The organism is Nodosilinea sp. LEGE 07298 (assembly GCF_015207265.1).
Classification (GTDB): domain Bacteria; phylum Cyanobacteriota; class Cyanobacteriia; order Phormidesmidales; family Phormidesmidaceae; genus Nodosilinea.
On the sequence record NZ_JADEXE010000044.1, the window covers coordinates 1 to 22,730 of the forward strand.

General features: G+C 53.7%; 16 protein-coding genes, 1 tRNA gene and 1 pseudogene. 14 read left to right on the forward strand and 4 right to left on the reverse strand.

The features are described from left to right. The 6 genes from IQ273_RS08540 to IQ273_RS08565 all read left to right on the forward strand — a co-directional run. Positions 1-2,912: NHLP bacteriocin export ABC transporter permease/ATPase subunit (locus tag IQ273_RS08540; RefSeq protein WP_194022749.1), on the forward strand; the 2,912-nt coding region annotated here is incomplete at its 5' end. Between the two features lie 154 nt (positions 2,913-3,066). Further along, on the forward strand, positions 3,067-8,730 hold the full coding sequence (locus IQ273_RS08545; RefSeq protein ID WP_194022750.1) for a tetratricopeptide repeat protein: 5,664 nt from the start codon (positions 3,067-3,069) through the stop codon (positions 8,728-8,730). A gap of 68 nt (positions 8,731-8,798) precedes the next feature. Next, positions 8,799-9,227, forward strand: coding sequence for a hypothetical protein (locus tag IQ273_RS08550; RefSeq protein ID WP_194022751.1), 429 nt, complete (start codon positions 8,799-8,801; stop codon positions 9,225-9,227). Between the two features lie 102 nt (positions 9,228-9,329). Beyond that, entirely contained in the window at positions 9,330-9,656 is a 327-nt protein-coding gene (locus tag IQ273_RS08555) for a hypothetical protein (protein WP_194022752.1), read from the forward strand. After that, positions 9,643-10,971, forward strand: coding sequence for a DUF6745 domain-containing protein (locus tag IQ273_RS08560; protein ID WP_194022753.1), 1,329 nt, complete (start codon positions 9,643-9,645; stop codon positions 10,969-10,971). Before IQ273_RS08555 ends, IQ273_RS08560 begins: the two co-directional genes overlap by 14 nt. Before the next feature lie 11 nt (positions 10,972-10,982). Further along, on the forward strand, positions 10,983-11,393 hold the full coding sequence (locus tag IQ273_RS08565) for a hypothetical protein (protein ID WP_194022754.1): 411 nt from the start codon (positions 10,983-10,985) through the stop codon (positions 11,391-11,393). Position 11,394: 1 nt separating this feature from the next. Here IQ273_RS08565 and IQ273_RS08570 read toward each other — a convergent pair whose 3' ends face one another. Continuing rightward, on the reverse strand, positions 11,395-11,880 hold the full coding sequence (locus tag IQ273_RS08570; RefSeq protein ID WP_194022755.1) for a hypothetical protein: 486 nt from the start codon (positions 11,878-11,880) through the stop codon (positions 11,395-11,397). An 88-nt stretch (positions 11,881-11,968) separates the two neighbouring features. On the opposite strand from IQ273_RS08570, the gene IQ273_RS08575 reads away from it, so the two are divergent. Beyond that, positions 11,969-15,922 carry a tetratricopeptide repeat protein gene (locus IQ273_RS08575; protein ID WP_194022756.1) on the forward strand — a complete coding sequence of 1,318 codons (3,954 nt, stop codon included), beginning with the start codon at positions 11,969-11,971 and terminating at the stop codon, positions 15,920-15,922. Between the two features lie 114 nt (positions 15,923-16,036). After that, a complete protein-coding gene (locus IQ273_RS08580; protein WP_194022757.1) occupies positions 16,037-17,443 on the forward strand; it encodes a S1C family serine protease in 1,407 nt (468 codons plus the stop codon). A gap of 219 nt (positions 17,444-17,662) precedes the next feature. On the opposite strand, the gene IQ273_RS08585 is transcribed toward IQ273_RS08580, so the two are convergent. Then, a tRNA-Ser gene (locus tag IQ273_RS08585) sits at positions 17,663-17,777 on the reverse strand. On the opposite strand from IQ273_RS08585, the gene IQ273_RS08590 reads away from it, so the two are divergent. The 5 genes and pseudogenes from IQ273_RS08590 to IQ273_RS08610 all read left to right on the forward strand — a co-directional run bounded on the left by IQ273_RS08590 (position 17,745) and on the right by IQ273_RS08610 (position 21,471). Then, positions 17,745-18,119, forward strand: a complete 375-nt coding sequence (locus IQ273_RS08590; RefSeq protein WP_194022758.1) for a hypothetical protein — start codon at positions 17,745-17,747, stop codon at positions 18,117-18,119. The genes IQ273_RS08585 and IQ273_RS08590 overlap by 33 nt on opposite strands. 26 nt (positions 18,120-18,145) lie before the next feature. After that, entirely contained in the window at positions 18,146-18,805 is a 660-nt protein-coding gene (locus IQ273_RS08595) for a Uma2 family endonuclease (protein ID WP_194022759.1), read from the forward strand. Positions 18,806-19,082: 277 nt separating this feature from the next. Continuing rightward, positions 19,083-19,505: pseudogene (locus IQ273_RS08600) on the forward strand (threonine--tRNA ligase); the annotation flags it as partial. A 211-nt stretch (positions 19,506-19,716) separates the two neighbouring features. Further along, positions 19,717-20,277: a Crp/Fnr family transcriptional regulator gene (locus tag IQ273_RS08605; RefSeq protein ID WP_194022761.1), complete on the forward strand. Its 561-nt coding sequence runs from the start codon at positions 19,717-19,719 to the stop codon at positions 20,275-20,277. A gap of 237 nt (positions 20,278-20,514) precedes the next feature. Then, complete coding sequence (locus IQ273_RS08610) at positions 20,515-21,471, forward strand: cobalamin-binding protein (RefSeq protein WP_194022762.1); 957 nt, start codon at positions 20,515-20,517, stop codon at positions 21,469-21,471. Between the two features lie 65 nt (positions 21,472-21,536). Here IQ273_RS08610 and IQ273_RS08615 read toward each other — a convergent pair whose 3' ends face one another. After that, entirely contained in the window at positions 21,537-21,680 is a 144-nt protein-coding gene (locus IQ273_RS08615; protein WP_194022763.1) for a chlorophyll a/b-binding protein, read from the reverse strand. 123 nt (positions 21,681-21,803) lie between these two features. Here IQ273_RS08615 and IQ273_RS35340 point away from each other — a divergent pair, with 123 nt between their 5' ends. After that, on the forward strand, positions 21,804-22,208 hold the full coding sequence (locus IQ273_RS35340; protein ID WP_194022764.1) for a ribulose bisphosphate carboxylase small subunit: 405 nt from the start codon (positions 21,804-21,806) through the stop codon (positions 22,206-22,208). A gap of 176 nt (positions 22,209-22,384) precedes the next feature. Here IQ273_RS35340 and IQ273_RS08625 read toward each other — a convergent pair whose 3' ends face one another. After that, on the reverse strand, positions 22,385-22,723 hold the full coding sequence (locus IQ273_RS08625; RefSeq protein ID WP_228052578.1) for a PIN domain-containing protein: 339 nt from the start codon (positions 22,721-22,723) through the stop codon (positions 22,385-22,387). Positions 22,724-22,730: the final 7 nt, after the last annotated feature.

Consider the following 22,730-nt stretch of genomic DNA (forward strand, 5'->3'; position numbering starts at 1 on the left):
CCCACACACCCCTCACCTCCCCCCTCCACCGTCTCCGCAGTAACGAACCTCTCTTCCTCGACGACCCTCAGACCTGCTGGCGGGTCGAATCAGGTACGCTGGCGCTATTTTCCGTCAGCGTGCAGTCAACGGCGCTGACCAGTCGGCGGCGCTATCTGTTTAGCGTTAAGCCGGGGGCGATGCTGTTTCCGGCGGCGCTGCTGGGGCAAGAGACCCCTTGCCAGCTGATGGCGATGCCGTTGGAATCGGTGAGTTTGAGGCCGATCGCTCTGACGGCGTTGGCAGACGAGTTGTCGGATAGCAGGACGGTGACAGCTACCTTGGAGGCGATCGCAAACTGGGTGCATCGGCTGGGGGCGGCGCTGTCAGACACCGTATCGGCCCGGTTGGCGACGCCAATTGAAGCCAGCGGGCTGCTGTCGCCCGGAGAAGTATATCAGCCTCCCCAGGGTCGCATTACCTGGGTACGGCTGCTGGCTGGAGAAGGGCAACTGCTGGGGCTGGAGCATCTGACGATGACTCCGGCGGTTGGCCCCATACCCCTCAGCAGCCATCTGTGGTTGCAGGCAACAGCGATGGCGGAGCTGGAGATTTGGCAGCCCCAGGGGCGACAGCGGGCAGAGCCGGTTTTAGCTGGCCTGGGCCACCTGCAAACCCTTGTGCTCAAGGGCATTCAGCACCTCGAAGCCCAGCAGCAGGTGCAAGAATATCAGCGGTTTGAGGCCCGCTCGCGGCTGAATACCCAGGCTGTGAGCCAGACGCTAACGCAGTTGGCGGGGGTGTTTGAACCATCAACGGCTTTGTCTCAGGAATCTCAGGGACAGCAATCTATCGGTCAAGACGCGCTATTGATTGCCGCTGGTGCGGTGGGGCGGGCGTTGGGCATTGCCATTCAACCTCTAGCCCAGTCGGAGGATTTACGGCGGGTGAGAGATCCGCTGGAGGCGATCGCCCGCTCGTCCCAAATTCGCACTCGCCAGGTGGCCCTGCGCGACGACTGGTGGCGGCGCGACTGTGGCCCCCTGCTGGCCTACGCCCGCGAGGATGGTCGCCCGCTGGCGCTGCTGCCGGTGGGGGCAACTCGCTACGAAGTGGTTGACCCACAGCGGGGTACGCGGGTGCCGTGCAGTCGAGCTGTTGCCGAGGGAATTTCGCCTACGGCCCACACCTTCTACCGACCACTGCCCTACCAGCTCAAGCCGGTGCAGCTGCTTCAGTTTGCGCTCCAGGGGCACCGTCAGGAACTGGTAGTGGTGGCAGTGGCCAGCATTGCCGCCACCCTGTTGGGCATGGTCACCCCCCAGGCCACGGGCATTCTCATCGACCAGGCCATCCCCAACGCCGACCAAACCCTGCTGCTGCAAATCGCCTTTGCCCTGCTCGCCACCACCTTCGGGGCCACCCTGTTTCAGCTCACCCAGGGCATTGCCCTGATGCGGATTGAGTCCTTTGCCGACAGCAGCACCCAGGCCGCCGTATGGGATCGGCTGCTAAAGCTAAAAACCTCCTTCTTTCGCGGCTATTCCATTGGTGATCTGAGCGCCAGAGTTTCCTCAATTAGCCAAATTCGCCAGCGGTTGGGCAATACTCTGCTCAAGAGCCTATTTTCGAGCCTATTCTCGCTGCTGAATCTGGGGCTGCTGTTTTACTACAGCGTGCCCCTGGCGCTGATTGCCGCCGGGGTGGCCCTGCTCAATATGGCCGTCACCGTAGTCTCTGGGGTGCTGACCCTGAAAAAAATTCGCCCCCTCCACGACCAGCAGGGCAAGCTCTTCGGCATGATGGTGCAGATGATCAACGGTGTGGCCAAGTTCCGGGTGGCTGGGGCCGAAACCCGCGCCTTTGCCTACTGGGGCCGCCAGTATGGTCAAGAGCTGCGGCTGACCCTGGCCTCGGAGGGCATCGAAGATAATTTGACCGTGATCAACAACCTGCTGGCAGCCCTTACCCCGGCAGTGCTGTTCGCCTTCGCCACTGGCATGATTCAGCAGTCCCAGGCGGGGGAGAGCAGCTTTTCGACCGGCACGTTTTTGGCCTTTAACGCGGCCTTTGGTACGTTTATTGGCGGGGCCACCAGCCTCAGCAGCACGGTGATTGACGTGCTCGACGTGCTGCCCATCTGGCAGCGGGCAGAACCCATTCTCGCCGCCCAGCCGGAGGTTGACCCCCACAAGGCCGACCCAGGGCGGATCTCGGGCCAGGTGACGGTGAGCAACGTGGGCTTTCGCTACCGCTCCGACGGAGATTTGATTTTAGACGGCGTCACCCTCGCCATTGAGCCGGGGGAATTTGTCGCCCTAGTCGGCCCCTCAGGCAGCGGCAAATCGACGCTGTTTCGCCTGCTGCTGGGGTTTGATGCGCCGGAGGTGGGCACGGTGTATTTCGACGGGCAGGACATGGCGGGGCTCGACCTCAATGCCCTGCGGCGACAGTTTGGCGTGGTGCTGCAAACCAGCCGCCTGATGTCGGCCTCGATTTTTGAAAACATTGTCAGCAGCGCCCGCATCACCATGGAAGAAGCCTGGGAGGCGGCTTCCATGGCGGGGCTGGCCGACGACATTCTCTCGATGCCGATGGGGATGCACACGGTGGTGAGCGAGGGGGGCACAAATCTCTCTGGTGGGCAGCGGCAGCGGCTGCTGATTGCCCGTGCCCTGGCCCTGCGTCCGCGCATTCTACTGTTTGATGAAGCCACTAGCGCCCTGGATAACCGCACTCAGGCGATTGTCAGTGAAAGCCTGGAGCGGCTGCGGGTGACGCGCATTGTAGTGGCCCATCGGCTGAGTACCATTCGCAACGCCGATCGCATCTACGTGCTCGAAAAAGGTCGTCTGATTCAGCAAGGCAGCTTTGATCAACTCGCAGCCGAGGAAGGGCTGTTTAGCCAGTTAGTTAAGCGCCAGCAGGTATAAGTCGTTAGCCGCTACGTCTGTTGAGATGACGCGATAGGCAAAGACCGCGTCTATTAGGGCGATCGCGGCCATGATTGTCGAAAGTTTCCCTAAAGATGAATAAGTGGCGGCGGATGAGACATATATGCTGATGTCACCTCCACCAGGACTGTCTATGAACTACCGCATCTCCGCCCCCGGATTCTTGTTGGCTGTGCTTTTGAGTGGAGGCGTAGTACCGGCCTCTGCCCAGGGCGAGTTGAGCCAAGAACTAGTAGCTCAACCAGAGAGTTCTGCGATCACCAATCCCGAAACTCCTCTTGCAGGTACGGCTGAGTCAGCACTGGTAGAGGGGCAGCAAGCTTATCACCAGGGGCAGCTACCATTGGCATTAGAGCGGCTAAGCCAAGCGATCGCTCAGTTTGAGGCAGCGGGCAATGCCGATGGGGTGGCAGCGGCGCAGGTGGCGATCGCCCATGTCTACATCACTATGGAAAACCTAGCCGAAGCAGCAGCGGCAATCCAGGCGGCATTGAGCTACTACCAGGCCGAAGGTAATGTAGCCGGGGAAGCCCAAGCACTGGTGAACTTAGGGGCACTGCAAGACTCTGAGGAAAACTATGACGCTGCTTTGGCAAGTCTGCAACGGGCCACAGAACTGAGCAAACAAGCCCAAGATGACTTTACGCAAGGCATCGCGCTGTTATCCATAGGGGCAATCTATGGCACTCAAGAGGACTATGCCAATGCCCTGAGTCATCTTGACCAAGCGCTTCCGTTACTGCGGGATGACAGCGATGCCCTACGCCAAGGCTATTACCAGGCCAGTGCCTTAATGTTTAAGGCTTTTTGTTTGATGGGTTTGGAGGAATTTGACCAGGCCAGGGTGCTAGTTGAGCCAATTCAAGCTATTAATCAATCCCTCCAGCATCCTGCGGTTAATGGCTACCTTCTGTTTATTCAAGGAACTTTTGCTGCGCAGGAGGGTGATGTGGATAAGGCATTGAGTAATTACCGGCAAAGCATAGCCCTAATTCAAGAGTGGGGTTTTGATCGTGAGACTGAAGTGCTTATTAATAGCGCAATAGGTGGAATTTACTTTGAGCAGCAAGATTTTGAGCAAGCATCTCAAGCTTTTGATCGGATACTAGCCGTCCTTGCAGCACAAAACAACGTTGCTGGTCAGCTAGAGTTTCTATTTCAAATTGGCAACCTGCATCAGGAAAATAAATATTATGCTCAGGCACAAACTTACTATGAAGCGGCTCTTCCCCATGCTCAAGCCACAGGTCGAACAGCCGAAGGTACTGTACTGAACCGTATTGGCCTGATGCTCTATTTTCAAGAGCAATATGAACAGGCATTGGAGTTTTTCTTGCCTGCTCTTGAGGCTATAAAAGATGTGAGCGATCATGCAAATGAAATCGCAGTTCTGGGCAACCTTGCTGACACCTATCAGCAGCTAGGAAAACTTGAAAAGGTAGAAGAATATCGTCTTCAGGTTTTAGCTTGGCACCAGGAGAATGTGATTAATGCTGAAAACAATGAAAATTATGATTCGGCCATTGCGTCCCTAAATCAACTCTATGAATTCAATAGAGATCAATCTCAACATTTTCTCTCGGTTGGCGACGAATATTTGAAATCAGATCCACAAGCGGCGAGAAATTCAGCTAGTGATGCTGTAGAAGCCGGAAATCTTGCTTTAAACTATGCCCAACAACTGCTTCACATCGCGCAAACTCAAAACCTTGCCGATTGGTTGCCTACTGTCAACTACAATGTTGCACTGTCATTTGTTGCTATAGGACAGGCCTACACGCTCGAAGCGAGTGGATTTACAGCATCTCTTCAATTACAAGATACCGTGGAGTCTGAAAAAAGGGCCTTGGAGTTCTATGAGCAAGCAATTCCTTTTGCCCTAGCATCCGATAATGAAACCATGATCAACTTAGCTTATGGCGGGTTCATGGGCGGCAACTATGCTATTGGGGTTGCCTACAACTCCATAGCAAAACATGAAAAAGCAATCGAATTCATTCTAAAAGCTCTAGACGTTTCTCGGCAAGTTGATGATCGAGAAAGAGAGCTTAATTATTTGTCTACACTAGATCACTCGTATACGAGGTTGGCGGAGCAAAGATTTCAGGAAAATGAAGTTGATGAAGCTTTAGCGTATCTAGAAACAGGAGAGAGACATAGCCTTGAAATCATTGAACTGAGTGAAGAGCTGGATGATCTAGAGGAAAAGGACAACTTCATAAAACAAGCCCTCAATCAGCTATGGCGCATAAATTCGAAGCGCAGAGAAATCTATGAAAGTCAAGAGCTTTACGAAAAAGCTCTTGAATCTGCCTACATTGCCTTAGATTTGGCCCCACAACTGGGTGAAGGTAGAATTGACTATACAATCGATAGCCTAGCAACAATTGCCAGCCTTTACAACTCCTTAAATCGCTATGCCGATGCATTGTTATCATATAATAATCTTGAGGAAATTGCATCTGAAAGAGAAGATTTTGTCTATCAGTCTTTAGCTTTAATGCAGACGGGCCTGATTTATACGAATCAGGGCAGGTATGACAAAGCCATAGAACAATTTGAAAAATCCTTTAAAGTTGCAACAGACAATAGCATATTTCAATACCAGACAGCTTCTCTAACTTCGTTGAGTGGGGTTTATGCAGCACAGGGAAACTACACTCAGGCAATGGAAGAACTTACAACCGCATTGGCATTAATCCGTGAAGGCAGAAACAAACTAGAAAATGAACTGACGCCTGAACTACTCAATCAAGTTTGTTATATAGGCTTTTCGCCTCTCTCGTCAGCAGAGGATGATCCTTTAGAAGATCTGTCTATCGTTAACTATAGGCAAAGCCTTGATGAACGGCGATTTGAAGAAACTCGCAAAGACTGCATAGTATCTTCGTGGTATTCAGAAAGCGCTATATTACACAGTATGGGAAGTATTCATAGCAGTCAAGGACGTTATTTAGAAGCACTGGATTTATATAATCAATCTTTAGCAATTGATCAAGAATATGAAGCTGGAGAGGTTGCCATGAGTGGAACTCTTTCAGGAATTGCTGGGGTTTATGAATCGCAGGGTAACTACGAGCGGGCTCTAATCATTTATGAGCAGATTTTGAATATCTATGATCGCGCTGGCAACAGGCTTAGTCAAGCTAGAACTCTCAATAACATTGGCATTGCTTATGAAAACAAAGGTCAGTACTCTGAGGCTTTTGACTATTATCAGAGAGCTTTGGCTGTGGCTAATGAGTTAGATGCTCCAGCTCTGCGGAATAGTATTGTTTATAACATGGCAGCTTCATCGTCTATAAGAGGCGATTTTCAAGATGCCTTGAATACTTATTATGAAACTCTTGAGGCAGATCGTAGCTTAGGACGCAGGGCCGATGAAGCAATTATCCTAAATACTATTGGCGGCACATACTATTCACAGGGACAACTTGACTCTTCTAGTCAGGCTTATAATGAAGCTTTGGCTATTATCCGAGACATTGGTGCTCGAAACTTAGAGATTGGCAGTGTTACTGGCTTGGGAAATATAGCAGAAGCAAAAGGCGACTATGGTACTGCGCTGAGCTATTATCAGCAGGCATTAGAAATTGCTGAGGAGATTGATTCTCAAGTACAAGTTTCAATAACACTGCACAGTTTGGGATTTATTTACCTCAGATTGGGGCAGTACGCCACAGCGCTCGATTATTACCAGCGTTCTCTAGGCCTTGATGTGGCTAATGGCAGTGTTGGTGGTCAAGCTTTAACACTGAACAGCATGGCAGGTGTCTACTATCGGCAGCAGCAGTATGACCAAGCCATTGACTACAACCAGCAAGCCCTGGCCATTCACCAAGACGCTGGAAATCTGCTGGGTCAGGTACGTGCTCTAGATGGCATTGGCATTGCCCACGAACGCCAGAGCAACTACGAGCAGGCATTGGCTGCTTACCAAGAAGCGCTTGATCTAGTCTCCAACATGGATGCGAGGTTTCTGCAAGCCTCTGTGTTGAACGGTTTGGGGCTAACCTATGCTGGCCTCGGTGATACTGAGCAGGCGATGGACTACCTAGAGCAAGCCCTGGCTATTAATCGCGCCATTGGAAACCCTGCGGGCGAAGCACTGGCGCTGGCCGACATGGGCAAAGTACTAACCCAGAGCGGCCAACAAGAACTAGCAATTGCCTTCTATAAACAGTCTGTCAACACCCGTGAAGGCATTCGTGTGGGTCTGCAAGAGCTCGATCAATCGCTACAACAGTCTTATGTTGATACAGTAGCCGACACCTATCGTGAATTAGCTGACCTGCTTTTGCAACAAAATCGGGTGCTTGAAGCTCAGCGTGTACTGGATTTGTTGAAAGTGCAAGAGCTAGACGACTACTTAAATGATGTACGTAGTAACGTCCAAGCCTCTACTGAGTTAGACCTTTGGGAACCAGAGCAATACATTCTCGACCTCTATAATCAAACGATTCAAGAAGGTATTGAGCTAGCTCAACTCGATGCTAATAGAGACTCACTTAACCCAGAAGAAGAGCAGCGACGGCAAGACCTAGTAAACCGTCAAGATGAGTTACGTGCGGTGTTTAACCAACTTTTGGGGCGGCAGGATGTGCAAAGTGCGATCGCACAACTGCAAACCAGCACCAACAATCAAACTATTAACATTCAGCAGTACAACAATCTGCAAGGCGACCTGCGCGAGCTAAATAGTAGGGCTAATCTAAATGCCGTTTTGCTCTACCCGCTGATTCTAGATAACCGGCTGGAGTTGGTGCTGATTCCACCTTATGGTGCCCCCATTCGGCGAACCGTAGCGGTTGAATCAGGGGAGCTCAATCGTGCCATCGTCGAGCTAGGCCAAGCGCTCAAAGACCCTGAGGCCAACGCCGTAGTTCCAGCTCAGCAGCTTTATCAATGGCTGATTGCAGAGCTTGAAGAGGACTTGGCCGCTGCCAATGCCGAAACTATTATTTATGCCCCCGATGGAGCTTTGCGCTACATTCCTCTAGCCGCCCTGCACGATGGCGATCAATGGCTGGCCCAGCGCTTTGCCGTTACCCACATTACCGCCGCCAGCATCTTTAGATTTGATCAAGAACCGACCTACCAACCCGACAACCTGCAACTGCTAGCCGCCGCCTGCGTGCAATGTAGCTTTGAAGTTAAGGGCTATCGCTTTGGGGATCTACCCCATGCTGGGGTGGAGGTGGAAACCCTAGCGGCACAAATTCCCAATACAGAACTGCGGCTGAATGAGGCCTTTAGCGCCAGTGACCTGCGCATCCTCATGCGTGACTTCTCCATCGTGCATTTAGCCACCCATGCCAAATTCTTGCAGGGCCAGGGCAATGAATCGTTTATCGTGACTGGCGACCGCAACGCAGTTTCCTTAAGTGAGATGCGATCTTGGAATCTGGACGCAGACCTGGTGGTCCTCAGCGCCTGCGAAACCGCTGTAGGTGAAGCACAACTGGGCAGTGGCATTGAGATCCTCGGCTTTGGCTACCAGATGCAGGATGCTGGGGCCAAGGCGGCGATCGCCTCCCTCTGGCAAGTTGATGATGGCGGCACTCAGGTGCTAATGAATGCTTTCTATGCGGCGCTGCAAGCGGGCTATACCAAAGCCGAGGCTCTGCAACTTGCCCAGCAAGCCCTTATCGCTGGCGATCTTGAAATTGAGAGTCAAGGCGCTCGCGCCGACTTTAATTTGATCACCGCCCGTACGGGACTGCCCGCCGCCGTTAGCGACAACCTTGATCACCCCTACTACTGGGCACCCTTCATTCTCATTGGCAATGGATTGTAACCATGATCATTCGCTCAACTGGTTTTGACTATGCCGTTTTGTTTATGGTCATACTACTGGCGTGGCCAATGACGTTGATTAATACTCCACTACTGTTGGGCGTTTTCCTCGTTATCAACAGCCTTATTTTGGCCGTTGTTGTCTATGCCACCAGCAGCCCCAGAGTGAGCTTTTGGAAAGGGCTGCGGCTATTGCCCAATCGCTACATGAGTGGCTGTGTCAACATTACTATTCTCTATATCTTTTTTGTGCTAGCCTACCACTATTTCTGGACTGCAGGGGCCGTGGCATTGCGGCTGCATTTGGGGCGATCGCACACCCAAACCTGGTGGGTGAACCATATTAGTCGACATACCAGACTTAGCCGCCAGGATTTAGAGCAGATCAGGTTTTCAGCCTGGCTCAGTTCGCCAATGCAGTTAGGCTCACAGGCTCAGGCCTACGGCCTGCTGATTCTGGTCATTTTGGCAGTTACATTCTTCATCTTTGCTCGCTAGGGCGACTCTCGTGGTTAGCCTCCAGCTTGAGAATAAGTTGTGCAGCCGTAGAAATAGATCCTTGTGAACACAGGCCACTGGGGCACTACCTAGAGGTTTCCAATGAAAAGTTATTCCACACGATTTAGACAAGGTGATGTACTGCTGATCGCTGCATCGCCGGTTAACGACAACCCAGGCACCAAGCAATCTCACCTGGTACTGGCCCACGGCGAAGCCAGCGGACACCAACACCAAATTACCGAAGGCCAGGCTGAGCTGTACGAAAAAGACGGCACTATGTTTCTCTATGTGCTGTCCGAAACAGCACTACTTACCCACGAAGAACATGCTCCCATCGCCATTCCTCAGGGTACCTGGATCGTACGCCTGCAGCGGGAATATAACCCTGAGCCACTGACCGGGGGGTGGAGCTATGTCGAAGATTAGCGCCCTCAGCCGCGAGGAGGCCCAGGCGCTCACCCAGCCTTATTTAGAAAGATGGCAGGCGATGTTTTCGCAGCCCCTCGATCGCAACCGAGCCAGGGCCATAGCGATCAGTCTCTATCAACGACTGGGCTATCCACCGCCCCAGGTAGTGTTTTTACCCAGTCCTTTTGCCATCGGCCTGGTTACTCTGGCGTTGTTTGACGATGCAGCGCTATCAGAGCAGACGCTGCACGATGAGTTTCTGGCTCTGCGCGATCGCGATCAGCAAAACCTTTTTGAGGCTCTGTTTTGGCAGATCTGTGGTTCTGACCCATCTCAAAAGAGTGGAAATGACTGGTTTTTTGTCGATTGCCTGGCGGGGCAGCTCTCCGATGATTTGTACAGACTCTACGAGAAAGAAAGTGGTTACCAAGACCCTTTTTACAGCCGCCCCTTGACCTCACTAGAAATTACCGAAGATTATCTCCTGGGAAAACAGCCCAGATCTGACCGCAAGCTCGGCGATCGCAACCTCTGGCATTTTCCGCCACCCGAGGGGGAGGGCCAAATCTATGACCAGCGGGAGCGCCGCTACCTCTCCGAGAGTCTGTACCGTCAGCTGGGGGTGGAGGTCAGTCTGTCGTCGGTCTTCAGTCGGGGGCAATCGTCCTTCCCCCAGGCCCTCTGGTATCCCCCAATTGCTAGGGCCGCTGCCTACGACTTTGCCACCTCCATTGGGTTTCAACCCGATCCAGAGGTGCTTGGCTCCGTTTTAGAGAGCGCCTTAGGGTTGGGCTTTATCAGCCCCTTTCGCGAGATTTGTCTGGTCTGCAATCGCCCCCAGTTTCGCTACGACCCAGACGGTGCGCTGCACAGCATTGGTGAACCCGCCATCTACTTCCCTGATGGCTACGGCAACTACGCGGTATATCATGGCCGCCAACTGCCCTATCAATATAGTCGTCTGCCCATTAGCCAGTGGCAGGCCCAGTGGGTGCTGGAAGAGCGCAATGCCGAAATTCGGCGCATTTTAATTCAAGAAATTGGCTATGCCCGCCTGTGTCGGGAACTCCAGGCCGAAGTGCTCGACACCTGGCGAGAATATACTCTGCTAAAGTTACCCATTTGGGATGACTTGAGCGGCCCAGTAGCGATTTGGTACGGGCCAAAAGGTTTCAGCGAAGGAATAGAAGCCACCTACTTACTCAAAATGACCTGCCCCAGCACCCAGGCCATCTATGTGCTGCGGGTGCCGCCTAAACTGCGCTCCGCCCGCGAGGCAGCCACCTGGATCAACTGGGGTACCGATCCTGACTGGTTTACTACTGAAACGTAGATGAGGTCGCTATGCAAGTTCGCGTCAGCAGCAAGGATTTCTTTATTGATGGCGATCGCGCTGGCCACGAAGCCAACGATAGCCAACGCTACAAAGCCCTGCTCATCCACTGGGCTCAAGCCATTGAATCGCTCAGTCAGGATGGCGAGGCGGCAGCCATACCCATCGACAGTGAATACGTTGAGTTTGGCCAGTTTGTGCTGGTGCTGGCGGCAATTAAGCAGGGCGATCGCGTTGTGGTGCGATCGCTCTGGGTACTCGACGATTGGTTTGATTGGGATACTGCCTACATCATGACCTCGCTAGACAATGACGCGCTACGATTCTCGTTGGCCCGAAAATCCTTTGCCACCACAGGCATTTTTGGCGAGTACAACCTTCACGAGTTAGTAAGTGGTTTACTGAATGCCAAAGAGATTTGAGTTATCTTCTCAGCCAGGGTTTTTGCCCAGTCTCGTAATACAAATTGTATTTCCGTGCGATCGGGTCAAGGTTGTCGCCAAAACGAGATTCGTACAGACCATCACTTTTACGCGACACAACTTCGTGGCGCTTATTAAAGGGTAACCCCAGGCACTCTTTCAGCTCTACGCAAACTTGATAGCCTTCTTCGAGAGTTAAATCAGTTAGGATATAGTGCCGTTTATTAACGTAAAAAATAATTGAGACATGCAAAAGAGAGTAGTTGCACCATGCCGAATAATCATCGTAATTGCTATCGCTTTCGTAGTTGAAAACTACTTCAAACGATACCTCCTGACATGGGATAGGAGGTAGCACCTCAGTACTACTGCCCCCCGTGGTGCGGGTTATGGTGATAATACCTGGTCTGGCTTCATTGGACTGTTCTTGAGTAATGTGAACGACAGCTTGAGCACTTTCAATTTGAATCTGGGTGGTGTCAGACATGGGTTAGCGCCTTACTTAAATATGGGTAGTGAATAAGCTTCCGCCTGTCAGCCATATATACTTCTACTCACCCAGAGGATATTCACCCATGCGTCTGCATCAGTATTTAGTCGGCTGGTTGGCAGCTCCTATGTTTCTATCGGCCAGTGCTCTTTTGTTACCACTGGCTGCCCTGGCCCAAGTAGAGGCGCATTCCCCCACGCCGCTGTTGCAGATAGAGGGGGCCTTGACCCCAGATAGCCCGCTCCTCTCTGGAGACGGCACTCCCTATGCCGAACATACCTTCGAGGGGCAAGCAGGGCAGACCGTTACCTTGGTGATGGAAAGCCTGGAGCTAGATGCCTACCTGTTTTTGTACGACCCAGACGGGCAAAAGCTGGCCGAAAATGACGATTTTGAGGCAGGCAACTACAACGCCGTCATCACCGTTACGTTGCCGGTGGATGGCACCTACCGGGTGAGAGCCAATGCCTACGAAACCGAGGGGGGAGCCTATACCCTGACGGTGCTGCCGGGTGAGGTACCGGTGTTTAGTGAGGCCGCTCTGCAACAGGCTGAAGCCAGACGGCTAAAACGTCAAGCCATGGAGCTATCTCGTACCGGGGAGTATGAGGCAGCATTGGAACTGTTGAACCAGGCCATCGTGCTGTGGCGAAAGGTAGGCGATCGCCGAGGCGAAGCGATTTCTCTCAGTGACTCAGGGCTGGTGTATCGAAATCTCAGCCGCTACGCTGAGGCGCTTGAGGCTTATCACCAAGCGTTAGGCATTCAGCGGGAAATTGGCGATCGTAACAACGAAGCGACGGCTCTCAACAATATGGGAAGCATTTATTATCGGTTAGGCGATTACCCAAAAGCGCTTGAGCTCTACCAAGAATCGTTGAATATTCGCGAGGATATTGGCGATGAGCATGGTCAGGCATTTTCGCTAAATAGTATTGGCCTAGTTTATCAAGAGCAGAGCCAGTTTGCCGAAGCATTAGAGTATTACAGCCAAGCTCTAGGGTTTTTCAAAAATGCTGGCGATGCAGAGGGTGAGGCTGCCGTTTTGAATAACATGGCCACCATTTACGAAGTCCAGGGAAACTATTCTAAAGCCCTTGAGATTTATCAGCAAAATTTGCAAATAAGGCGAGAGGGTAGTGATCGCGATGGCGAAGCAACTGATTTAAACAATATTGCGGGCGTTTACAGTCGCATGAGTGACTATGAGCAAGCTTTGAACTATTACCAACAGGGCTTAAGTATTCGGCAAGCGATGGGCGATCGCAGCGGCGCTGCTAACATTCTTAACAATATTGGTAGAGTTTACTCAAGCTTTGGAGACTATCCCCTAGCACTAGACTACTTCCAACAATCTTTAACCATTCGACGAGATATCGGCGATCGCGCTGGAGAGGCTGTAACCCTATCTAACATTGGCACTCATCACTTTAATTTAGGTGACTATCCTCAGGCCCTAAACTACTATCAACAGTCGCTAGACATTCATCAAGCGCTTGGCAATCGTGTTGAAGAAGCAACCGTTCTTGGTAATCTTGGCAGCATACATTCAGTCTTCGGTGACTATGGCCTGGCAGTTGACTATCACCAACAGGCTTTAGATATTCGCCAAGCTACTGGAGATCGTGAGGGCATAGCAATCTCCTTGAATAATATTGGCGTTGTTTACAACGATCAAGGTGACTATCTCAAAGCTTTAAGCTATTACCAACAGGCGCTGCCTATTTTTGAAGAGCTGGGCAATCGGCAAGGCGTAGCTACGTTGATTAATAACTTTGGCAGTGCATATGAAAGCCAAAGTAATTATTCTCAAGCCTTGAACTATTATCAGCAGGCGTTAGCTATGAATCAGGCAATTGGCGATCGCAGTAGTGAAGCTAACACTCTCGGTTCTATAGGTACCGTTTATGACAGCCTGGGCAATTATGCTGAGGCGCTAAAATACTACCAGCAAGCATTAGCTATTCGACAGGATATCGGCGACCGTCGGGGAGAAGGTGCTTCCCTCAATGCGATTGCCGCAACCCATTTTAAGCTCAAAGACTATTCCCTCAGCCTCGACTATTTGCAGCAGGCATTGGCGATTTTTGAAGCCATTAACGATCGCCCCAGTGCAGGGAGAGCCTGGGCCAACATTGGCAGCATCCACAGAGAACAGGGGAGCTATGGCGAGGCATTAGATGCCTATCAACACGCTCTGACGATTATTCCGGAGGTAGGCGATCGGTACAGCGAAGGGGTCATCCTCTCGGCCATGGGTGAAACCTATCGACGGCTCAACGACTACTCGCAAGCCTTACAGTATCATCAGCAGGCGCTAGCGGTTTTGGAGTCGCTGGGTGCGCGCGATCGCACCAGTGCCACTCTCCGCAACTTGGGGCGCACCCTGGCTGACCAGGGGCAACCCGAGCTGGCGATCGTGTTTTACAAACAATCGATCAACCTCACCGAGGCCATTCGGGGTGAGATTCAGGGCTTAGAGCAAGGCTTGCAGCAGTCCTACACCGACAGCATTGCCGAGGGCTATCGCGAACTCGCCGACCTGCTGCTACAGCAGAACCGTGTACTCGAAGCCCAGCGGGTGCTGGATCTGCTGAAGGTGCAAGAACTAGACGACTACCTGCAAGGGGTACAGCGCACCGCCGTCACCGCTGCCGGGGTCGATTTTTTGCGGCCCGAAAGCGCCATTTTGGCCCGCCACGGCGAGCAAGTGCAGTCGGCCATTGCCGTTGGCCAAGAGCTGGCCACCCTCCAAGCCGTACCCCCCGACCAGCGCACCGCCGATCAAACCCAGCGCATCGCCCAACTCACCACTCTGCTCGACGAGATCAACGGCGACTTTCGCAGCTTCTCCCGCAGCCCCGAAGTACGCGATCTGATCGCCCAGCTTAGCTTTGACGCCCGCGAGGCCAGCCTCAGCCTGGGTGAGCTAGACAGGCTGCGTGACGAGCTGAGCCAGCTCAACGCCGCTATTTTCTACCCGCTAATTTTGGAAGATCGCATTGAGCTAATCATCACCACCCCCGACTCGCCCCCTCTACGGCGCACCGTCTATGTGCCTCGCACCCAGCTCAACGAAGCCATCCTCGCCTTTCGCACCGCCCTCACCAGCGGCGACCCCGCCATCACCACCCCCGCCCAGCAGCTCTACGACTGGCTGATCCGCCCTCTAGAGGCCGACCTGCAAGCCGCCGGGGTCGAGACTATCATCTACGCCCCGGACGGCCAACTGCGCTACATCCCCCTCGCCGCCCTGCACGATGGCGAGGGCTGGCTGGCCCAGCGCTACCAGGTCAACAACATCACCGCCCGCTCCCTGCAAGACTTCACTCACACCGACAGCGCCGCGCCGCGCATTCTCGCCGCCGCCTACGCTGACCCTACCCTCGTCCACCGTCCCACGGTCAACGGCACCGAGTACATCTTCGAGGGGCTGCCGGGGGCGGGCCAAGAGGTGGCTGCCCTGCCCAATGCCACTACCACGTTTATTGACAATGCCTTCAGCCTGGCTGCCGTGCGCCCGCTCATGGCCGACCACACCATTTTGCATTTTGCCACCCACGCCGCCTTTGTCCCCGGCGTGCCCGAAGACTCGTTCATATTGTTTGGCAATGGCGACACTCCTACCCTGCGCGATGTGGAAACCTGGACGCTGAACGGGGTTGACCTGGTGGTGCTGAGCGCCTGTGAAACCGGCGTCGGCGGCCTGGGCAATGGCGAAGAAATTTTGGGCCTGGGCTACCAGTTTCAGCTCAGCGGGGCCAGGGCGGTGATGTCGTCGCTGTGGAAGGTGAGCGACCAGGGTACCCAGGTGCTAATGACTGCCTTCTACAACGCCCTGGGCCAGGGCATGACCAAAGCTGAAGCTCTACAAGCGGCCCAGAAGGCGCTCATCACTGGAGATTTCTCGGCGGTGGGAGGACTGCGGGGCGAGTTTGATCTGGTGAGTAGCCAGACCCGGCAAACCTTGCCTGCTGAAGGGTCTATCAGCCACCCCTACTACTGGGCACCCTTCATTCTGATTGGCAATGGCCTTTGAGTACCCCAAGCGCAAAGGCGAATAAGCTGTGATGGGTCAGCCATAGGTTTAAGTGAGCGCTACCGAACCCGGCATTTCTGCCCCCAACTCACTCAGACTTAAAGGAAGACTTCTATGAAACGCTTCTTCAAGCCCCTAGCGATCGCAGCCAGCCTCCTCACCCTGGCCATCACCGGCTGTGGCAAAACCACCGCCCTCAGCCCCAGCCAGCTGGTCGAGCAAAACAAGCCCGGCACGCTGATTATTCAAACCGTCCACAAAGCCGAGTTTTCGGTACCCGACTACGACCTCAACGAGGATAAGCTGAACCAGCTTTCCAAGGCTCTGGGTCAAAAAGTGTCCAGCGGCGAATATACCTCCGAGCAACAGGTGTTTGTGGCCATCATTCAAACGGTGCTGGCCGACCCCCTGGCCTACTTCACCCCCATGTCCCAGCGGGTACAAGAGCAGGCTGAAGTCAGCACCACCGGCTCGGCCCTGGCGGTCACCGAAGACGGCTATCTGGTGACAAACGCCCATGTAGTTTCTTCTGAGCAAGATGACATTAAACAGCTGCTGGCTGACAGCGCTCTGGAGGAAGTGGCGGTTTCTAGCTGCCAATCGCTGTGGAATGACCTAGGCGGCGGCTACTACCAGGAGGCGATCGGAGCGCTGATGGGCACCCAGGAATTCGTGCAGCTCTGTCTACAAGCTCACGCCGAGTATTTTGCCCACTACATGTCGCTCGATGCCCTAGACACCAAAATCTATGCGGCTATGGGGGCCACCGCCCGCGACCAGATCGTTGAGCAGGGCCACAAAGCCACCGTCAAAGCCATCGGCGAACCCGCCCCCGGTAAAGATGTGGCAATTCTAAAAATTGAGGCCACCCATATGCCCACGGTCGCCTTGGGAGACGACCAAACGCTGACAGCAGGCGATCGCATGTTCATTCTCGGCTACCCCGGCGCTGGCGTCATCGACGATCAAGAAGCAGTCGAAGCCTCCCTCACCGCTGGTCTAGTCAGCGCCCGCAAAACCATGGCCGATGGCTGGGATATTCTTCAAACTGACGCCGCTATGAGCAGCGGCAACAGCGGTGGCCCGGTGTTTAACGAAGCGGGCAAAGCGATCGGCATTGCCACCTTTGCCAAGGTTGATCCCTCCACCGGCAGCCAGGTGCAGGGCGCTAACTTTGTTGTGCCCATTAGCGTAGTCAACGAATTTTTGACCCAGGCCAATGTAGAGCCTGCCCCCAGCGGCATTTCTCAGCTCTACCAAACGGCAGTAAGTCAATTTGAGCGGGGTCAGTTCAAACGTGCCCTATCCAGCTTTCGCCAGGTCAGCGAGCTCAACCCCAGCTACCCCTACGTGCAGGACTACCTAAGCAAAACCCAAACGGCGCTAAATCAAGATCAATCTGGCGCATCATTTAGAGTAATGGGAGTAGGTAGCGCGGCGGTGTTGCTGATGGGGGCTGGTGGAGCAGCGGTGCTACTGCGCCGGGGTCTGGTGAAATTGCCTAAGCTTACTTTCCATTAGTCCATCACAATGCGATGTCTACTGACTAGGGAGTAAGGGAACAGATTCGCTCCCTTACTCCCTATTAGACCGTAGTGGGGCGATTCAGTTGTTTCCCCTAGCGAGTTCAGACCACCTCCACTCTCAGGATGATTTGAAACGCAGCCAAAGGAAAGATATTCTGACTTGGGACAGCTATCTTTGAAATGTCCCCTGAAATCAATATTTCAAAGACTATGAAAGCGGGTGAACGGACTCGAACCGTCGGCACTCAGCTTGGGAAGCTGTGAATCACTCCTTGTATGGCAAGGGTTTCAGGGCTATGAATTTAGCGTTACCCCAAGCTTACCCCGATTTGGACATGGTTAAGAATTCCTACGCCCTGATCTCTGGGGTGCTGACGGTTACCTGCTGGATAGGAGCTGATCCAACGGCCTTCAAGCTGAGCCACCCCTGCCCGCTGCTACAATTGACGCAAGCTTGCCTAAAATCTTTCGTTATGTCTTTTGTGGATATTCGGCAACGGACAATTTCCATCATTGAGCATCCGCCTCAGAACAAGCTTGAGGCCGTGATCCAGTTGTTAGAAGTCTTAGCGGAACCCGTTCATCAAGCGTCAATGCCGCCTGAGTACGATCGAGTGCCTCAACGACTCAGACGAGAGGTATCTCAAAGAGCCCAGCACCTCGTTCGCTAGCCATATGATGATGGGGCCAACTGACCATGACTCAATCAACGGTAACCACGGATCTCTATCCCGACTCCGATGGTCAGCCCATGGCTGATAACACGAAGCAATACCGTTGGATTGTGCGGTTGGTCAGCAATCTGAGAAACCTCTTGCAAGGCCAAACGGCTTTTGTCGCAGGGGATTTGCTCTGGTATCCGGTTCAGGTGGATGCTCCTCCCGTTCCCTGCCAGGCTCCCGATGCCATGGTGGTGTTGGGGCGTCCAAATGTTGACCGTGGCAGCTACAAACAGTGGAAAGAGGACAACATCCCGCCCCAGGTAGTTTTTGAGATTATCTCTCCCAGTAACTCAGCCACTGAGATTTCTCAGAAGCAGGCGTTTTATGATCGGTATGGGGTGCTGGAAATGTTCTTTTACGACCCCGACAATTTTGAGTTTTGGGGACTGACGCGACAGGCCCTAGATGAACGGTTGGTGCTACTCACCCGCCTCAATTTGCCCTGGAGATCCCCGACGCTAGGGGTCACATTTGACATGTTTGAGGATGGCCTGGCGCTGTTCTATCCCAATGGGGAGCGCTTCAAAGACCCTGAGGAGCTGTACCAGGAGCGGAACCAGACCCAGCGCAAATTAGATCGGGCTATGGAAAAATTACGGGAACTGGGTATCGACCCTAGCGAATTAGAAGAATAGTTGGGGGTTGCTATCCTATTCGATTCACAACGTTCTCACAGCTTATAAATGATGCAATCCTGGCTAAGCAACCTAGAAAAACGGGCAACCTGAGGGATTTGCTCAATGACGGGGCTTGGGTTCGGGAAGCAGATGTCGATCACGCTAGCGCTGATCGCCATCGCCGCCTGTAACGTGAGTTCCTTAACCGCCTCCACCCACCAACAGTCCGGCGGCAGAACTCGAACCCCTCAGCATTGCGCTAAATTGAGAATGATTATCATTCCATACTTTATCCATGGTCAGTCAGCTCAGCCGACCTCTCCCCAGCGATCGCATTGCCCCCAGCGACCCTCAGCAATTGCTGCAACTTCGCCACACCTGTGCCCATGTGCTGGCCATGGCCGTGCAGCGGCTGTTTCCCGAAACGCGGGTAACCATCGGCCCATCCACAGAGACCGGCTTTTACTACGACTTTGACCGCGCGATGGTCGAAGACCGGCCCCTAAGGGCCATCGCCTTTACCCCCGACGACCTCACCCGCATCGAAGCTGAAATGCGGCAGATCATCTGCGCCAACCTGCCGATTGTCCGCGAAACCGTGGAGCGCGATGAGCTGCGAGCAGAAATTGCCCAGCTCCACGAGCCCTACAATCTAGAAATTCTCGACGGCATTCCCTCCGACGAGCCGATTATCCACTACTACATTGGCTGCCCCGACCCGGTCTTGCCTAGCACAAAAACCACAAAGCGGTTGGCGATATCACTACAGCAGATGTAATCAAGGCCGTTCAAATGTAGATATCGCTATGGTCAACCTAGTTAGGAATCACTATCATTAGCACTGTGGTTGTAGGGCTGGTATTTCCTTCTGCAAAGAAGGCGTATTAGCCCTAGCTAGCCTTTACTGCTCGCTATTTCGGTGATTGTTTATGTTGACTCTGAGCGCTCCGGCCAATCCCTCAGCCCGCCCACTCGTGCAGACCTTCAAGCGACGAGACATTCTTCCCCTAGAGGCCAACCGGCTCTGGCAGATTCAATCCGGGGCAGTGCGGCTGCTTACCCTCTCCGAGGAGGGCACCCCCATTACCCTCGGCTTTTGGGAGAGTGGCGATTTAACCGGCCAGCCGTTGATCTGCATTCAGCCGGGTGAAATTGAGTGCTTGACTAAAGTGCAGGCCGTGCCGCTCAGCCCCGAGCAATGCTGGAACTTTCAATCGGTGATGCGATCGCACCTGCACCAGATGCAAGAGCTAATTCGCTTTCGCCAGGGCCAGGTTCCCCAGCGGTTGCAGCAGCTATTGGGCTGGCTGGCTCTCAAATTTGGTCGCCCGGTTGAACAGGGGCGCTTGATTCAGCTGCGGCTGACCCATCAGGATATGGCTGATGCCATTGGCACCTCTCGCGTCACCGTCACCCGCCTGATGCAAGAGCTAGAGCGAAACGGGAAGATTGGCTACTCAGAAAAAAATTGCGTCATTCTGCCCGAGTAATTGGCGAGAGGATCGGTTACCGGGTGCGGGGTGCGAGATTCCCAATTTGGGTTTCTACCCTACTGCCCCTGTCATCATTCGCTTGACTAAAAACTGCCCTTGTACCTTGCGGGTGGGGTGTTTTAAGCTAGGTGTTGTTGACTCGCTAAAAGTCCTGTGGGATAAGCATTTTGCCTATCCCTTTCAAATAGCCGAGATGGCTGTCGTGTACAACTTAGATCCCTTCCTCGGTGCCCGATGAATATTGCTGATTCTGCCAGTCACCCGTTGCGGATTGTTTCGCTGATTCCCAGTGCCACCGAGATAGTAGACGCCTTGGGATTGGGAGACTGTCTAGTGGGGCGCAGCCACGAGTGCGACTATCCCCCAGCGGTAAAGTCCCTACCCGTCTGCACCGCCCCCAAATTTGACCCGGTGGGCGACAGCGCTACCATTCACCAGCGCGTGACCGATTTGCTCACCTCGGCCCTGAGCGTCTACCGGGTGAATCTGGAGGTGCTAGAAGCCTTACGCCCGACCCACATTCTCACCCAGGCGCAGTGCGAGGTCTGCGCTGTCAATTTGGCAGATGTAGAAGCGGCAGCGGCCCAGCTGACCGGCAGCCAGCCACAGATCATTTCCTTGGAGCCAAACGATCTAGCGGATGTATGGGCCGACATTGAGCGAGTGGGTTTGGCGCTGGGGGTCGAGCAAACAGCGGCGTTGGTGGCTGGGTTGCAAGGTCGAGTGCAGGCTTGTGCTACCCAGGCGGCGGCCTGTGGGTCTAAGCCCACCGTCGCCTGCATTGAATGGATCGAGCCGCTCATGGCAGCAGGTAACTGGGTGCCGGAACTAGTGCAGCTGGCCGGTGGCACCTCGCTGTTTGGCACCCCAGGGCAGCACTCTCCCTGGATTAGCTGGGAGGACTTGATTGCCGCTGATCCTGAGATCATCGTGATTATGCCCTGCGGCTACGACCTGGCGGTAACCCGCCGCGAAGCCCAAACGCTAACTCATCATTCTGCCTGGTCTACCCTTAAAGCAGTACGCCAAGAGCAAGTCTACCTGGTGGATGGGAATCAGTACTTCAATCGACCTGGCCCTCGCCTGGTGGAGTCTTTGGAGATTTTGGCGGAGATTTTCCACCCTGAGGCGTTTGGCACTGGCCACCAGAGTCAGGGCTGGGAAACGTGGCCACTGGAAGTAGCGGCGTAGTGAGCTGAAAAAGCCGGAGTGCGACCGCACCCCGGCTGAAGAAATCTTAGAGCTGGTTCAACAACTTACATCAGGCCGATTTGGGTCAGAATGCCCTGGCCGGTCAAATACTCGGTGGCGACCCCGATCACGAAGCCCAACATAGCCAGGCGACCGTTCCAGGTTTCGGCAAAGTTAACAAACCCAAACTTGCTTTCGCTGCTTTCCATGATCGTTAATCTCCGAACGTGTAAGGGCTTTACTTTTTCAAGTCTTCTTTACAAAGATTAACACAGAGATTTTGGTCTGGCTAGGGCGGCTGAAATATTAGCGATCGCGCTTTCTCTCAGCATGTGGTTGCCGTCAACCAGGCGCTGCTGGCGGGCGATCGCTGTGCGAACGATGTGACCTGCCTGACCCGGTGGCAAACCTCGGCCCATGGGCACCCGGAGGGAAACGGTGGCTCTAGCAATGGTGATAGCCCCACGGCTGGCCGGTTGGGTGCAGAAGCTGGTGCCCAGGTGCGGCAGCAACTCCGACTTGGGCACCGGGTGAGCTTGGAATATGCTGACCCGCGCCGGTTTAAAGCGGGGTCTTGGCAAAGCGGCCCCACCCTGGCAGCGACCCAGGAAGCTGAGGTGTTGGCTCAGATCGAGCAATTTTTGGCAGCACACCCCGGCAATTATGTGCGTCTGCTGGGGATTGACCCCAGGGCAAAGCAACACCAGTTTGAGCAGGTGATTCAAATGCCTGGGTGAGCGATCGGGCAAGACAAGTATTTTTAACAACAGGCTAACGGTGAAGTGCAGCGGCGGCAGGCAGCCTTGAGAGCCAAGCCAGAAGCTTATGACCGTCCGCTGCCACGCAGTGTTAGCTGGCGATCGCTACTCCAGGCACTGAAATCCCCGTTCACCTTTCAATTTGTCATCGAAGCTTACGGTTTCTGATTACCCGCTTGTCGGGCTACTGCCCCAATCAGGTAATCAGAAAAATCAGCTTTGCCCTGCTTATATTGCTGTAGAGCTTGGTCAACCGTCGATCGGTTTTCAAACTCAAAAGCTGCGTTGTGTAACATGGCCTCTAGAGCACCGATGATTTCGTCTTTGCGAAAGCCGTAGGTTGCTCCCCTCAGCACCCAAACCAGCTCACACAGAACGATATTGGTAACGAAGCAAGGCTGATTCTGTTGAATAACGGTGGCGGCTTGCTGCCATTGCTGCTCGTCGTCGCGGGTGAGGTATCGAACCAGGATGTTGGTATCAAGCCTAATCATTCGCGCC